10 protein-coding genes are annotated in these 14,485 nt (G+C 72.8%); 3 read left to right on the top strand and 7 right to left on the bottom strand.

The annotated features are described in order from the left end of the window. Nucleotides 1-132: 132 nt before the first annotated feature. Together ACTWM8_RS08190 and nrdR are read right to left on the bottom strand one after the other, a co-directional pair. Entirely contained in the window at nucleotides 133-3,018 is a 2,886-nt protein-coding gene (locus ACTWM8_RS08190; RefSeq protein ID WP_446214498.1) for a vitamin B12-dependent ribonucleotide reductase, read from the bottom strand. A gap of 64 nt (nucleotides 3,019-3,082) precedes the next feature. Next, the gene (gene nrdR / locus ACTWM8_RS08185) at nucleotides 3,083-3,577 is read right to left on the bottom strand and encodes a transcriptional regulator NrdR (RefSeq protein ID WP_179803711.1); all 495 of its coding nucleotides are present in this window, start codon (nucleotides 3,575-3,577) and stop codon (nucleotides 3,083-3,085) included. A 580-nt stretch (nucleotides 3,578-4,157) separates the two neighbouring features. Here nrdR and lexA point away from each other — a divergent pair. Further along, on the top strand, nucleotides 4,158-4,943 hold the full coding sequence (lexA, locus tag ACTWM8_RS08180; protein ID WP_154942833.1) for a transcriptional repressor LexA: 786 nt from the start codon (nucleotides 4,158-4,160) through the stop codon (nucleotides 4,941-4,943). 106 nt (nucleotides 4,944-5,049) lie between these two features. Here lexA and ACTWM8_RS08175 read toward each other — a convergent pair whose 3' ends face one another. Both ACTWM8_RS08175 and hflX read right to left on the bottom strand, forming a co-directional pair. Next, on the bottom strand, nucleotides 5,050-6,753 hold the full coding sequence (locus tag ACTWM8_RS08175; protein WP_446213272.1) for a hypothetical protein: 1,704 nt from the start codon (nucleotides 6,751-6,753) through the stop codon (nucleotides 5,050-5,052). 49 nt (nucleotides 6,754-6,802) lie between these two features. Continuing rightward, on the bottom strand, nucleotides 6,803-8,248 hold the full coding sequence (hflX, locus tag ACTWM8_RS08170; protein ID WP_446213271.1) for a GTPase HflX: 1,446 nt from the start codon (nucleotides 8,246-8,248) through the stop codon (nucleotides 6,803-6,805). 178 nt (nucleotides 8,249-8,426) lie between these two features. Between hflX and ACTWM8_RS08165 the strand changes: the two genes are divergently transcribed. Then, on the top strand, nucleotides 8,427-9,899 hold the full coding sequence (locus tag ACTWM8_RS08165; protein ID WP_446213270.1) for a malic enzyme-like NAD(P)-binding protein: 1,473 nt from the start codon (nucleotides 8,427-8,429) through the stop codon (nucleotides 9,897-9,899). A gap of 273 nt (nucleotides 9,900-10,172) precedes the next feature. On the opposite strand, the gene dapF is transcribed toward ACTWM8_RS08165, so the two are convergent. The 3 genes from dapF to ACTWM8_RS08150 are packed head-to-tail and all read right to left on the bottom strand — an operon-like array spanning nucleotide 10,173 to nucleotide 12,704. After that, complete coding sequence (gene dapF, locus ACTWM8_RS08160) at nucleotides 10,173-11,018, bottom strand: diaminopimelate epimerase (protein WP_446213269.1); 846 nt, start codon at nucleotides 11,016-11,018, stop codon at nucleotides 10,173-10,175. Nucleotides 11,019-11,025: 7 nt separating this feature from the next. Next, nucleotides 11,026-12,051: a tRNA (adenosine(37)-N6)-dimethylallyltransferase MiaA gene (miaA, locus tag ACTWM8_RS08155; protein ID WP_446214497.1), complete on the bottom strand. Its 1,026-nt coding sequence runs from the start codon at nucleotides 12,049-12,051 to the stop codon at nucleotides 11,026-11,028. Then, nucleotides 11,934-12,704 (bottom strand): hypothetical protein, encoded by a 771-nt coding sequence (locus ACTWM8_RS08150; RefSeq protein WP_446213268.1) that lies wholly within the window; start codon nucleotides 12,702-12,704, stop codon nucleotides 11,934-11,936. The genes miaA and ACTWM8_RS08150 overlap by 118 nt, the downstream gene beginning before the upstream one ends. A gap of 152 nt (nucleotides 12,705-12,856) precedes the next feature. Here ACTWM8_RS08150 and ACTWM8_RS08145 point away from each other — a divergent pair, with 152 nt between their 5' ends. Beyond that, nucleotides 12,857-14,065: a DUF349 domain-containing protein gene (locus tag ACTWM8_RS08145; protein ID WP_446213267.1), complete on the top strand. Its 1,209-nt coding sequence runs from the start codon at nucleotides 12,857-12,859 to the stop codon at nucleotides 14,063-14,065. Nucleotides 14,066-14,485: the final 420 nt, after the last annotated feature.

Genomic DNA, 14,485 nt, shown 5'->3' with positions numbered 1-14,485 from the left:
GTGGCGCAGTGCCATGGGTGGGCTGCCGACCGGCCCCGCATATGCGGAATGTCCCCCGCACCGTGACGGTGCGGGGGACATTCCGATGGTCGGGTCGGCGGCAGGGTCGACCCTGCCGCCCACCTGGTCAGGTCAGCTGCAGCCGCTGGTGGAGCCGCAGCCCTCGCAGACGTAGCAGCTACCGGCGGGGCGCATCTTGGTGCCGCAGGTGAAGCAGAGCGGCGCGTCGGCCGCCTTGCCGATCACGGCCTCCAGCAGCTCGGTGGAGGAGCCCACCGCCGGCGCCGGCTTGGCGGCGGCGACGTCGGCGACCTCCTGGGCCGGCTGGGCGACCGGACCGGTCTTCGTCTCCGGCGACTCCACCGGCGCGGAGGACGCCATGGCGGTGAGGTCGGTGCCGGCGCTCTCCGCCTCGGCCTCGGCCCGCAGCTGGGCGGCCCGCTCCTGGGCGGTGAAGATGCCCAGCTCCGCGCGGCGCTCGTACGGCAGGAAGTCCAGGGCCAGGCGACGGAAGATGTAGTCCATCACCGAGGCGGCCATCCGCACGTCCGGGTCGTCGGTCATGCCGGCCGGCTCGAAGCGCATGTTGGTGAACTTGCTGACGAACGTCTCCAGCGGCACGCCGTACTGGAGGCCGATCGAGATGGCCACCGAGAAGGCGTCCATCACGCCGGCCAGGGTCGAGCCCTGCTTGGACATCTTGAGGAAGACCTCGCCGAGGCCGTCGTCCGGGTAGGACGACGCGGTGAGGTAGCCCTCGGCCCCGCCGACGGAGAAGCTGACCGTCTCCGACGGGCGCTTCTTCGGCAGCCGCTTGCGCACCGGCCGGTACTCGACGACCTTCTCAACCGCCGGGGCGGCGGTCGCGACGGCGGCCGGGGCCGACTCGGCGGCCTTGTTCGGCTTGGCCACCGACAGCGGCTGGCCGACCTTGCAGTTGTCCCGGTAGATCGCCAGGGCCTTGAGGCCGAGCTTCCAGCCCTCGAAGTAGATCTTCTCGACGTCCTCGACGGTGGCCTGCTCCGGCATGTTGACCGTCTTGGAGATGGCGCCGGAGATGAACGGCTGGACCGCCGCCATCATCCGCACGTGCCCCATCGGGGCGATGGAGCGCTCGCCCATCGCGCAGTCGAAGACCGGGTAGTGCTCCGGCTTGAGGCCGGGGGCGTCCACCACGTGGCCGTGGTCGGCGATGTGCTCGACGATCGCCTCGACCTGCTCCTCGGGGTACCCGAGGCTGCGCAGGGCGCGCGGCACGGTCTGGTTGACGATCTGCATGGAGCCGCCGCCGACCAGCTTCTTGAACTTGACCAGCGCCAGGTCCGGCTCGACGCCGGTGGTGTCGCAGTCCATCATCAGGCCGATGGTGCCGGTGGGGGCGAGCACGCTGGCCTGCGAGTTGCGCCAGCCGAACTTGTCACCGACCTTGTTGCCCTCGGTCCACTGCTTGGTGGCCTCCCGCTGGATCGCGGTGGCGACCGTGCCGGCCGGCTTGATCGCGTCGTTGGCGGCGGCGTGCTTGCGCATGACCCGCTTGTGCGGCTCGGCGTTGCGGGCGTAGCCCTCGTACGGGCCGACGATGCCGGCCAGCTCGGCCGAGCGGCGGTACGCGGTGCCGGTCATCAGCGAGGTGATCGCCGCGGCGACCGAGCGGCCCTGCTCCGAGTCGTACGGCAGGCCCGACGCCATCAGCAGCGCGCCCAGGTTGGCGTACCCGATGCCGAGCTGCCGGTAGGCGCGGGTGGTCTCGCCGATCTTCTCGGTCGGGAAGTCGGCGAAGCAGATCGAGATGTCCATCGCGGTGATGACGAACTCGACCGAGCGGACGAACTTCTCCACCTCGAAGCCGCCGTCGGCGCGGAGGAACTTCATCAGGTTGAGCGAGGCCAGGTTGCACGAGGAGTTGTCCAGGTGCAGGTACTCCGAGCACGGGTTCGACGCGGTGATCCGCCCGGTCTCCGGGCAGGTGTGCCAGTCGTTGATGGTGTCGTCGTACTGCAGGCCGGGGTCGGCGCACTCCCAGGCGGCCTGGGAGATGGTACGGAACAGCTTCTTGGCGTCGATCGTCTCGATGGTCTGCCCGTCGAGCCGGCCGCGCAGGTCGAAGCCGCCGCCGTTCTCCACCGCGGTCATGAACTCGTCGGAGACCCGGACCGAGTTGTTGGCGTTCTGGTACTGCACGCTGACGATGTCGGCGCCGCCCAGGTCCATGTCGAAGCCGGCGTCCCGCAGCGCGCGGATCTTGTCCTCCTCGCGCGCCTTGGTGACCACGAACTCCTCGATGTCCGGGTGGTCCACGTCGAGGATGACCATCTTGGCCGCGCGCCGGGTGGCGCCGCCGGACTTTATGGTCCCGGCGGAGGCGTCGGCGCCGCGCATGAAGCTGACCGGGCCGGAGGCGGTGCCGCCGGAGGAGAGCAGCTCGCGGGAGGAACGGATCCGGGACAGGTTGACGCCGGAGCCGGAGCCGCCCTTGAAGATCAGCCCCTCCTCCTTGTACCAGTCCAGGATGGAGTCCATCGAGTCGTCGACCGCGAGGATGAAGCAGGCGCTGACCTGCTGCGGCGACGGGGTGCCGACGTTGAACCAGACCGGGGAGTTGAAGCTGAACACCTGGTGCAGCAGCATCCAGGTCAGCTCGTGCGCGAAGACCTCGGCGTCCGCCGCGTTGGTGAAGTAGCCGTGCTCCTCACCGGCCTTGCGGTACGTGGTGACCACCCGGTCGATCAGCTGCTTGAGCGACCACTCGCGCTCCGGGGTCCCCACCGCGCCCCGGAAGTACTTGGTGGTCACGATGTTGGCCGCGTTGACGCTCCAGGCCTCGGGGAACTCGACCCCGCGCTGCTCGAAGTTGATCGAGCCGTCCCGCCAGTTCGTCATCACGACGTCGCGGCGCTCCCACGCCACCTCGTCGTAGGGGTGCACGCCCTCGGTGGTCCAGACCCGCTGGACCTTGAGCCCCGACCCCGCGCCGGCCTTCGTCCGCGACCGACTGGTTGTCACGCCGTCCCCCGCCATCTCATCCGCCCCCTCGTCTGCGCGGTCACCCACCGCGCGTCGTCATCTGTCAGAAACTCGAAAATCAACTGGTCCGGCCGGCGGCCTCGACCGCGCCGGCGTCGGCGCGGGCGCGCGCGGCGGCCCGCAGCGTCTCGATCTCGCGCTCGAAGTCGGCGAGCGAGTCGAAGGACCGGTAGACGCTGGCGAAGCGGAGGTAGGCCACCTCGTCCAGGTCCCGCAGCGGGCCCAGGATCGCCAACCCCACCTCGTGGCTCGGGATCTCGGCGGCCCCCTTCGCCCGCACGGTCTCCTCGACCTTCTGCGCCAGCAGCGCAATCGAGTCCTCGTCGACCGGCCGGCCCTGGCACGCCTTGCGCACCCCGCCGATGATCTTCGTCCGGCTGAACGGCTCGGTCACCCCGCTGCGCTTGACCACCGCGAGCACGGCCTCCTCGACCGTGGTGAACCGCTTGCCGCACTCCGGGCAGGAACGGCGACGACGGATCAGCTGCCCGTCGTCGGCCTCCCGCGAGTCGACCACCCGGGAGTCGGCGTGTCGGCAGTACGGACACCGCATAGCCTGACCTCCTTGATCGACCGTGGGCGCCCGCCGACCGTCTCCGGGCACGCGTCGGTCCGGCGGGGCCACCTTCGGTGGCCGTCGCCGTCGTCGACGGTACGGGAGTGCGGTCGGTAGTCGAACCCAACCTGTAGGCAACTTACGCCCGTGTGACTACTACATCTAGGGGTCGACCGTATGCCGCCGACGGGGTGTGGTCAAGTTGGCGGCGTGTCCGGCGCGTCACCTGGAAAACCGCCCGCGCGCCGCCCGCCGACATCCCCAACGGCACGGCACGCGGGAGGTTACCGCCCGTCCGGGCGGGACGCGGGAAACGGACGGCCATCGCGAAAGCACCTGGCGAGTCGAACAGGAGTTCGACGACGACGTACCATTTATCAGAACGCGCGTTCGAGTTTCCAGCAATGCCGCGCCGACACGCCGACGGCAGGTCGTACAGATGTTTGAAAATGACCGATCCCACCTATACGGTCATGAACAACCGGGCGCGCCGCACGACGTCGGGCCCGGCCCCGCAACACCCCCCGCACGCACCACGAGCCGCCAAGGCACCCAGCGCCGACCAGGGAGGACGGACGTGACCGAGGACCGGGCCAGCCGGCCGAAGAACCCGCAGCAGATCGCCGAGGCGGGTCCGCCGGCCACTCGGCGCCCCCGCCCCGCCCGCAGTCGGACGGGGCAGCCGGCCGTGCGCGCGGTCACGCCGGTGGTCAGCAGCTTCCCCGACCCGGCCACGGTCGACCTCACCGCCCGGCAGCGCCGGATCCTGGAGTTCATCCGCAGCTGGGTCGAGCGGCAGGGCTACCCGCCGAGCGTGCGCGAGATCGGCGAGGCGGTCGGCCTGGTCTCCCCGTCGAGCGTCGCCTACCAGCTCAAGGAGCTGGAGAAGAAGGGCTTCCTGCGCCGCGACCCCAACCGGCCGCGCGCGGTGGACGTCCGGGCCCCCAGCGACGCCGTCGACGACGAGCTGAGCCGCTCCCAGCGGCCCACCCCGGCGTACGTGCCGATGCTGGGCCGGATCGCCGCCGGTGGGCCGATCCTGGCCGAGCAGGCGGTGGAGGACATCTTCCCTCTCCCCCGCGAGCTGGTCGGCGAGGGCGAGGTCTTCATGCTCCAGGTCAAGGGCGACTCGATGCTCGACGCGGCGATCTGCGACGGCGACTGGGTGGTGGTCCGGCAGCAGCCGACCGCCGACTCCGGTGAGATCGTGGCCGCCATGCTCGACGGCGAGGCGACGGTCAAGACCTACCGGCGGCGGGACGGGCACGTCTGGCTGATGCCGCAGAACCCGGCCTTCGACCCGATCCCCGGCGACGACGCCACCATCATGGGCCGGGTCGTCGCGGTGCTGCGCCGGATCTGACCCCACACGCACCCGACGGGTGGCCGCCCCCAGGGGCTGCCACCCGTCGTCGCGTCAGGGCACCTGCCGGCATGGCCGGCCGGTCACGTCAGCGGTGCTGCTCGGCTCAGTAGCGTTCGCCCCGGCCGGGCGGCTGTCCGTACCCGTACTGGCCGCCCCGCGGGTCGTCGTACCCGTCGTCGTGGCGCGGGCCGGAGCGCGGGTCCCGGGGGTGGCGACGCGGGGGTTCCCCACGTCCACCGCCGCCGTAGACGCCGCCACCACCGCGTGGGTCACCGCCGCCGCGCGGTCCGCCGCCGTTCGGCGCGCCGCCGGGCGGGCCACCCGGGCCACCGCCACGCGGGCCACCGCCGCCCTGGGGAGCGCCCGCGGGGGCGCCACCGTAGACGCCGCCGCCCGCCGGCCGACCGCCGCCGTAGACGCCGCCACCGGGACGGCCCCCGCCCGGCCCGGCCGGACGCCCGCCGGCCGGCACGCCGGGCCCGTCGGGACGGCCACCGGGACCGCCGCCGTAGACGCCGCCCCCGGGCGCCCGGCCCGGGGCGCCACCGGCCGGCCCAGGGCCGCCGTAGACGCCGGCGGCCGGAGCGCCGCCGTAGACGCCACCGCGCGGACCGTCCCGGTCGCCGGGGCCGAAGCCGTCGCCGGGGCCGCCCCGGTCGATCGCTCCGGAGGAGAACGGGTCGTCGCCGTCCCGGCTGTCGTCGACCGGCGCGGGCCGGCGCCGGGACCGCAGGATGCCGACGATGCCCGCACCGACCAGCAGCGCGCCGAGCACGCCGATCGCGCCGATCAGGTACGTGATCTGGTCCAGGCTGAGCGAGTCGTACCAGGACTTCTCGGCCACCGGCTTCTTGGCGCCGTCGGCTCCGGGGAGCGCCTCGGCCCCGGTCGTTGACGGGGTGTACGCGAGGATGTCGATCGGGTCGTCGTCGTTGAGGGTGCCGCCGTCGGAGACGGTGAGGAAGGTCTTCCCGTCCGAGGTGTAGGCGATCGCCTCGCCGAACGGATCGGCCAGCGGGGTGACCCGGGGCTTGCCGGTGGTCAGCGCCGCCACGATGTCGCCACCGGTGACGTCGTACTCGAAGGCGTCCGCGTAGGTGCGCAGCACCACCTTCGAGCCGTCGGGCGAGCGGGCCGCCCCGGTGATCGCCACCCGACCGAAGATGTTCATCGGGTTGTCGGTGGTCGTCTCCGGAAGGCTGATCTCGCCGACCTTCTTCATCGGCACCGGGTCGGTGTCACCGTTGCGCAGCTTCCCCGTCGGGGTGTAGATCTCCGACTTGCCACTCGGCACCTTGGTGATCACCAACGGCAGGCCGTCGGCACCGATGAGCAGCGCCTCCGCGTCGTGCGGCTTCTGCTCCGGGTACGACATCCGGTGCAGCACCGGCTGCTTGCCGCCGCCGATCGGCATGCTCCACACCGCGATCCGGGGGCGCCGGTCCTTGCCCGGGTTGTCGCCGATGTCAGCGATCCAGAGCGTCTGCCGGTCCGGCGAGACGGCCAGGTCCTCCGTGTCGAAGGGGCCCGCCCCGGAGTAGCGGACCTCCTTGGTGACCTGGCACTTCGTGTCCAGGTAGAAGACCCGCTTGCGGTTGTCCTGCAGCGAGCTGTCGTTGACCACGATGTAGCCGGTCTTCGTGGTCACCAGCCCGGAGAGCTCGTCCAGCCGCGTGTCGGTGACGGTACAGCGCTTCTTCGGAGCGGGAGCGGAGGTCGCCGGTGCCGCCAGGGCGACACCGGTGGACGCCACGGTGGCCCCCAGCAGACCGAGGGCAACCGTGACCGAGGAAACAGCGCGGCGCATTGCGCCAGTGTCGCATGCCGCGGTGAACGGGCGTGTTACGCCGGGAGCGCTACCGCGCTCCGGCGACCGCCTCCACCGCGGCGTACGGCGCCAGCTCGGCGGCGAGCGCCGTACCGACGCGCACGTGCAGCAGGGTGCCCTCGGGCAGGTGGGAGGTGCTCAGCACCTCGCCCTGCCGGTGCACCCGGGCCACCAGGTCACCCCGGTCGTACGGGAGCACCGCGTGGATCTCCACCGCCGGGCGGGGCAGCCCCTCCTCGACGGCCTGTCGCAGCCCGTCGATGCCGCGCCCGCTGTGCGCGGAGACGAAGATCGCGTCCGGCCAGAGCCGCTTGAGCCGCAGCAGGGTGTCCTCGTCGGCCGCGTCGGTCTTGTTGACCACCAGCAGCTCGGGCAGCCGGTCGGCGCCGACCTCGGAGAGCACCTCGCGGACCGCGCGGACCTGCTCCTCCGGGTCCGGGTGGGCGCCGTCGACGACGTGCACCACCAGGTCCGCCTCGGCGACCTCCTCGAGGGTCGAGCGGAACGCCTCGACGATCTGGTGCGGCAGGTGCCGGACGAAGCCGACCGTGTCGGAGAGGGTGTAGAGCCGCCCGTCGGAGGTGGTGGCCTTGCGGGTGGTCGGGTCGAGGGTGGCGAAGAGCGCGTTCTCGACCAGCACGCCCGCGCCGGTCAGCCGGTTGAGCAGGCTCGACTTGCCGGCGTTGGTGTAGCCGGCGATGGCGACCGCGGGCACGGCGTTACGCGAGCGCCGGGCGCGCTTGGTCTGGCGTACCGTCTTCATGCCCTTGATCTCACGGCGCAGCCGGGAGATGCGGGTGCGGATCCGGCGCCGGTCGGTCTCCAGCTTGGTCTCACCGGGACCACGCAGACCCACGCCGCCGCCGGCGCCGCCGCCGCGACCGGAACCACCGGTCTGCCGGGACAGCGTCTCACCCCAACCGCGCAGGCGCGGCAGCAGGTATTCGAGCTGGGCCAGCTCGACCTGCGCCTTGCCCTCCTTGCTCTTGGCGTGCTGGGCGAAGATGTCGAGGATCAGCGCGGTCCGGTCGACGACCTTGACCTTGGTGCGCTGCTCCAGGTTGCGCAGCTGGGACGGCGACAGCTCACCGTCGCAGATGACGGTGTCGGCGCCGGTGGCGAGGACCACCGCGCCCAGGTCGTCGACCTTGCCCCGGCCGATGTACGTCGCCGGGTCCGGGCGGTTGCGCCGCTGGATCAGCCCTTCGAGCACCTGCGAGCCGGCCGTCTCGGCCAGCGCCGCCAGCTCGGTCAGCGAGTTCTCGGCGTCGTTCTGCGTGCCCTCGGTCCAGACGCCCACCAGGACCACCCGCTCCAGGCGCAGCTGCCGGTACTCGACCTCGGTGATGTCGGTGAGTTCGGTGCTGAGGCCGGGGACGCGCCGCAGCGACTGACGCTCCGACAGTTCCATCTCGCCGGTGGTGACATCGAGCTCCTCGTCCTCGAAGGGCACGAAGCTCTCCTGGTTCCGCAAACCGGTCTCCTGTCCGTTTTTTGACGCCTAAGGAAAGTAATCCTGACATGTGGCAACGCCGGACGCACCTGCTATATGCCCGCCCCTGAGGTGGCAAAAGTCGGGGGCGGCTGCCGGGCGACCTCGGCGGGCGGGTAGAAATGCCTGGCGAGCCGCTCAGCGTCGACGGAGGGACCCCGTGGCAATCACCCGACTACCGAGTGCCGGATTCTCGATCACGATCCGGATCGCGGTACCCGCGGACGCCTCCTCGATCGGCCGGCTGACCACCGCGGTCGGTGAGGCCGGCGCGATCGTCACCGCCCTCGACGTGGTCGACTCCGACCCGACCAGCGTCATCGTCGACCTCACCTGCGACACCGCCGACGCCAGCCACGCCGACCAGGTGGTCGACGCGCTGACCGCGCTGGACGGCGTGGACGTGCGCAAGGTTTCCGACCGCACGTTCCTGCTGCACCTCGGCGGCAAGATCGAGGTCAGCCCGAAGGTGGCGCTGCGCACCCGCGACGAGTTGTCCCGCGCGTACACCCCGGGGGTGGCCCGGGTCTGCATGGCGATCGCCGAGAACCCGGCGGACGCCCGCCGGCTGACCATCAAGCGCAACACCGTCGCGGTGGTCAGCGACGGCTCGGCCGTGCTCGGCCTGGGCAACCTCGGGCCGGCCGCCTCGCTGCCGGTGATGGAGGGCAAGGCGGCGCTGTTCAAGCGCTTCGGCGGGGTGGACGCCTGGCCGGTGGTGCTGGACACCCAGGACACCGACGAGATCGTGCAGATCGTCAAGGCGATCGCCCCCGCGTACGGCGGGATCAACCTGGAGGACATCGCCGCGCCGCGCTGCTTCGAGATCGAGGCCCGGCTGCGCGAGGCGCTGGACATTCCGGTCTTCCACGACGACCAGCACGGCACCGCGATCTGCGTGCTGGCCGCGCTGACCAACGCGCTGCGCGTGGTGGGCAAGCAGCTCGCGGACGTCCGGGTGGTCGTCTCCGGAGCCGGCGCGGCCGGCACCGCGATCATGAAGCTGCTGCTGCGCCAGGGCGTGGGCGACATCATCGCGTACGACCGGCAGGGCGCCCTGCACCGCGGCCTGACCGGGCTCAACCCGGCCTGGCAGTGGCTGGCGGAGAACACCAACCGGGACAACTACGCCGGCGACCTGCCCGGCGCGGTCCGCGGTGCGGACGTCTTCATCGGGGTGAGCGCGCCGAACCTGCTCACCGGCGACGACATCGCCACCATGGCGAAGGACGCGATCGTCTTCGCGCTGGCCAACCCGGACCCGGAGGTCGACCCGCGGGAGGCGCGCAAGCACGCAGCGGTCGTCGCCACCGGCCGCTCGGACCAGCCGAACCAGATCAACAACGTGCTCGCCTTCCCGGGCGTCTTCCGCGGCATGCTCGACGCGCACGCCGAGGAGTTCACCGAGGAGATGGCGATCGCCGCGGCCCGGGCCATCGCGGACGTGGTCGGCGAGGAGAAGATCAACCCGACGGTGATCGTGCCGAGCGTCTTCGACTCCCGGGTCGCCCCGGCGGTCGCCGCCGCCGTCCGCGCCGCCGCCCAGAACCCGGCCACCGCGCCGCGACCGGCCGCCGACTCCGGCCCGGCCGACCTCCCCGAGATCGCCGCCAACGCCTCCGCGACCCCCTGACGCCCGCCTGCGGGTGCGCCCGCTGACCCCGGACGGACGAGTCGGCTCAGCGCCACGTCCTGGCGGGTCGGCGGGCACATGTCACCCGCTTTGCTCTGCTGCCCCCACGGCAACGCCGAACGTCCGATATCCGGACACCGGGTGTTGCGCCCGCGGCAGCAGAGCAAAGCGTGTCGGGCGAGGGGTCGTCTCCTGGGCGCTGCACCCGTGTCACCCTTTCCCTGGCGACAGGGCCGCGCCGTCAGCCCGTCGACGGGCCGGCGGGCCGACGGCTCAGGGGCGCAGGGTGGCGGGGGTGACGGTGCCGGTGGCCACCAGGACGGCCGGGCCGGCCAGCCAGCAGGAGTCGTCGGTGACGGTCACCGTCAGGCGACCGCCGGGGACGTCGACCGCGACCGTGCCGGTGTCCCGGGCGGCGTCGCGCAGGGCCACCGCGGCCACCGCGCAGGCGCCGGTGCCACAGGAGAGCGTCTCGGCCGAGCCCCGCTCGTAGACCCGCATCAGCACGTGCCCGTCGGTGCCGGCGACCGGCTCCCCCGGCGCGGTGAACTCGACGTTCACCCCGGCCGGGAAGACCCCGGCGTCGTACTCGGGCGCCCGGGTCAGGTCGAGGGTGTCCAGCTCCAGCCCGGCCGGCAGCGCGCAGACCAGGTGCGGGTTGCCGACGTCCACCGCCGCGCCGGGCAGGGTCAGCCCGCCCAGGGTGGCGGTCGAGGCGTCGTACACCCGGGGGCGGCGCATCTCGACGGCGATGGCGTCGGCCTCGACCCGGGCGCGTACGACGCCGGCCCGGGTGGCCACCGGCAGCGCCGCACCGGCGGGGGTGGCCAGCCCGTTCTCCAGCAGGTAGCGGACGAAGACCCGGGCGCCGTTGCCGCACATCTCCGCGAACGACCCGTCGGAGTTCCAGTAGTCCATGAACCACTCGGCCTCGGCCGCCAGGGCGGCGCCCTCGGGGTGCTTCGCGGCCCGCACCACCCGCAGCACGCCGTCGCCGCCGACGCCGCGCCGCCGGTCGCAGATCGCGGCGACCAGCCCGGGCGTCAGGTCGAGCGCCCCGTCCGGGTCGGGCAGGATGACGAAGTCGTTGCCGGTGCCGTGGCCCTTGGTGAACTCCACGCTCCCATCATCCCCGATGGTCGGCGACCATCCGCAGCGCAGTGTCGACAACCGCCGACGAGGCCGAGTCGAGCCAGTGGATCCGCGGGTCGCGGCGAAACCAGGAGCGCTGCCGGCGGACGAAGCGCCGGGTGGCCCGGATCGTCTCGTCGTGCGCCTCGGTCTCGGTCAGTTCCCCGGCCAGGAAGCGCAGCACCTGCTGGTAGCCGAGCGCGCGGCTGGCCGTGCGCCCCTCGGGCAGGCCGTGTCCGACCAGCTCACGGGTCTCGGCGACCAGCCCGTCGGCCCACATCCGGTCCACCCGCAGCGCGATCCGCTCGTCCAGCAGCGCGGTGTCCAGGTCGACGCCGAGCTGCACCGACGGGTAGTACGGGGTCGGTTCGGGCAGTGAGGCGGTGAACGGCGCCCCGGTCAGCTCGATCACCTCGAGGGCCCGGACGATCCGCCGGCCATTGCCGGGCAGGATGCCGGCCGCGGCGGCCGGGTCGGCCTCCGCCAGCCGGGCGTGCAGCGGGGCCGGCCCCACCGCCGCCAGCTCCGCCTCCAGCCGCTGCCGCACCGCCGGGTCGGTGCCGGGGAACTCGAACTGCTCCAGCACCGCCCGCACGTACAGGCCGGAGCCGCCGACCAGCAGCGGCACCCGGCCCCGGGCCAGGATGTCGTCGACCGCCGCGCGGGCCAGCCGCTGGTACTCCGCGACGCTGGCCGGCTCGGTGACGTCCCAGATGTCCAGCAGGTGGTGCGGCACGCCCTCCCGCTCGGCCGGGGTCAGCTTGGCCGTGCCGATGTCCATGCCTCGGTAGAGCTGCATCGAGTCGGCGTTGACCACCTCACCGTCGAGCGCGTGCGCCAGGGCGATGCTCAGCGCGGATTTGCCGGCGGCGGTCGGACCGACCACCGCCACCACCGCGCCGGTCACGCCGGCTCCCAGGACGCCACGACGTAGGCAACGCCGTAGGGCACCGAGTAGTGGCGCAACTCGCCCCGCCAGTCGCCGCCGGCCGCGCGGACCGCGCCGGCCAGCACCTGCCAGGGCGCCCGCCCGGCCACCCGCAACTGCGCCGACAGCACCGGGTCCAGGCCGAGCAGGGCGTCGGCGTCCGCGTCGGCCAGGGCCCGGGCCACCCCGTCGTCGTACGCCTCGGCGCGCGGGTCGTCGTAGCCGGGCGCCTGCCGGCCCCGGCAGGCCGAGCCGTCGCCCAGCACCAGCAGCGCGACCCGGCGATCGGGCTCGCCGGCGAGTGCCGCCCCCAGCTCGGCGCACGCGGCCGGCGACGCGTCGGTCGCCACCGACCGGGCCAGCCGGGGCAGCGGGGTTCCCGACCGGCCGATCAGCCAGGCGCCGACGGTCAGGCTCAGCGGCAGCCGCTCGCCGCCGGCGCAGTTGGTCTTCCAGAGCGGGACACGCCGGTCCAGCCCGTACGCCCGCAGCGAGCCGTAGTCCGCCGCGTCGAACGTGGTGGTCCGCGGCCCGTCGCCGACCAGCAGGACCACGTCCGGCGCGGTGGCGAGCAGCCCGGTGACGGCGGCGTCACAGGCGGCGCGGAGGTCGTCGAGCTCAGCGGCGGCGGCGCCGGCCAGCTCGGGCACGATCAGGGGCGGGTGGGGGCAGACGGCGGCGGCGACCAGAGGCACGGGTTCACGGTAGCCGGACGCGCCGGTGCGTCCCCGCGCCGATCCGGTCATTGCAGCGCTAGGACACCGTATGGTCACGGTCGACGACAGGCGCTTCACACTCACGGGGGCGGACCTGTGACAATGCCGGGAGTAACTTGGCTGCGCCGTGGCGGCGTTCGCGGGGTCCGCCCCGTCGACGCCGGGAGAACGAGGATGGGCACATGAGCGACTGGACTGCCTTCGGACGGGTGGACGCGGACGGCACCGTGTACGTCAAGACCGCCGAGGGCGAGCGGGTGGTCGGATCCTGGCAGGCGGGTGCCCCCGAGGAGGGGCTGGCCCACTTCGCCCGACGCTTCGCCGACCTGGTGACCGAGGTGGACCTGACCGAGGCCCGGCTCAACTCGGGCGCGGCGGACGCCGGCCACTCCCTGACCACGATCCGTCGGATCCGCGCCTCGCTGGCCGAGGCGCACGTCGTCGGCGACATCGACGCCCTGGCCGCACGGCTGGACAAGCTCGCCGCCGTCGCCGAGGAGAAGGCCGGCGAGGCCAAGGCCGCCCGGGACGCCGCCCGCGGCGAGGCGCTCGCCCGCAAGACCGCCCTGGTCGAGGAGGCGGAGAAGCTGGCCGCCGAGTCGACCGGTTGGAAGACCGCCGGTGACCGGCTCAAGGAGATCCTCGACGAGTGGAAGACCATCCGCGGGGTCGACAAGAAGGCCGACGGTGAGCTGTGGAAGCGGTTCGCCGCCGCCCGGGACGGGTTCACCCGCCGCCGGGGCGCCCACTTCGCCTCCCTGGACCAGCAGCGCAAGCAGGCGCAGACGGTCAAGGAGGAGCTGGTCGCCGAGGCGGAGAAGCTGAAGGACTCCACCGACTGGGCGATCACCGCCAACCAGCTCAAGGAGCTGATGAACCAGTGGAAGGCCGCGCCGCGCGCCTCCAAGGAGGTCGAGCAGAAGCTCTGGGAACGGTTCCGGGCCGCCCAGGACGCCTTCTTCAGCCGGCGTAGCGAGGTCTTCTCGGCCCGCGACAACGAGCAGCGGGCCAACCTGGAGCGCAAGCAGGCCCTGATCGCCGAGGCCGAGGCGCTGGACGTCGACGCCGACCCGAAGGGCGCGCAGGCCAAGCTGCGGGAGATCCAGGCGCAGTGGCACGAGGCCGGTCGGGTGCCGCGCGAGGCCGCCGCCGGGCTGGAGCGGCGGCTGCGGACCGTGGACGACAAGGTCCGCGAGGTCATGGACTCGGCCTGGCGGCGGACCACCAAGGAGGACAACCCGCTGCTCGCCCAGATGCGGGCGCAGGTGGCCGAGGCCGAGGAGCGGCTGGCCCGGGCGCAGGCCGCCGGGGACGCCCGCCGGATCAAGGAGGCCGAGCAGGCGCTCGCCTCCAAGCGGCAGTTCCTCCAGCTCGCCGAGCAGGCCGGCTGACGCCGTAACCCTCCGGGAGCCCCGGTCCCTCGACGGGACCGGGGCTCCCGCACATCCACCCCCACCCCACACCCCCTCAAGATCCGCGCACATTCAGAGAATGCGGGCTTATTCGGCGGCGGACAGGCCCGCTTTCCGGGAAAGTGCACCCGGGTGGGGCCGGGGGTGGGTGGGAAAGCGTGGTCCTGGTGGGGGCGGTTGACGCATCGAGGTGTGCTGATCAGAATGGGCGGCAGAGCCAGGTCAGGCCCCGGCGCGAGGGCATCGACGGTGGACACCGCCGTCGGGAGTCGCCGGTGTCCGTAGCGAGTGGAGGCGTCCACGTGACGCCGTCCGCCGCGCACTGTCCGCGTACCCGGGCAAGAGCGCGGCCACCCACCTGACCCTCCGCCCCTCGCGCCGCCTGACCACGGCGCGGCG

It is taken from the genome of Micromonospora sp. IBSANI012, assembly GCF_052814045.1.
This window is presented reverse-complemented; position numbering and strand designations above follow the sequence as displayed.

Excerpts from the sequence above, each read along its gene's own strand:
- ACTWM8_RS08145 (WP_446213267.1), top strand. The coding sequence starts at position 12,857 with ATGAGCGACTGGACTGCCTTCGGACGGGTGGACGCGGACGGCACCGTG.
- ACTWM8_RS08150 (WP_446213268.1), bottom strand. The coding sequence starts at position 12,704 with ATGACCGGATCGGCGCGGGGACGCACCGGCGCGTCCGGCTACCGTGAA.
- ACTWM8_RS08190 (WP_446214498.1), bottom strand. The coding sequence starts at position 3,018 with ATGGCGGGGGACGGCGTGACAACCAGTCGGTCGCGGACGAAGGCCGGC.
- ACTWM8_RS08175 (WP_446213272.1), bottom strand. The coding sequence starts at position 6,753 with ATGCGCCGCGCTGTTTCCTCGGTCACGGTTGCCCTCGGTCTGCTGGGG.
- nrdR (WP_179803711.1), bottom strand. The coding sequence starts at position 3,577 with ATGCGGTGTCCGTACTGCCGACACGCCGACTCCCGGGTGGTCGACTCG.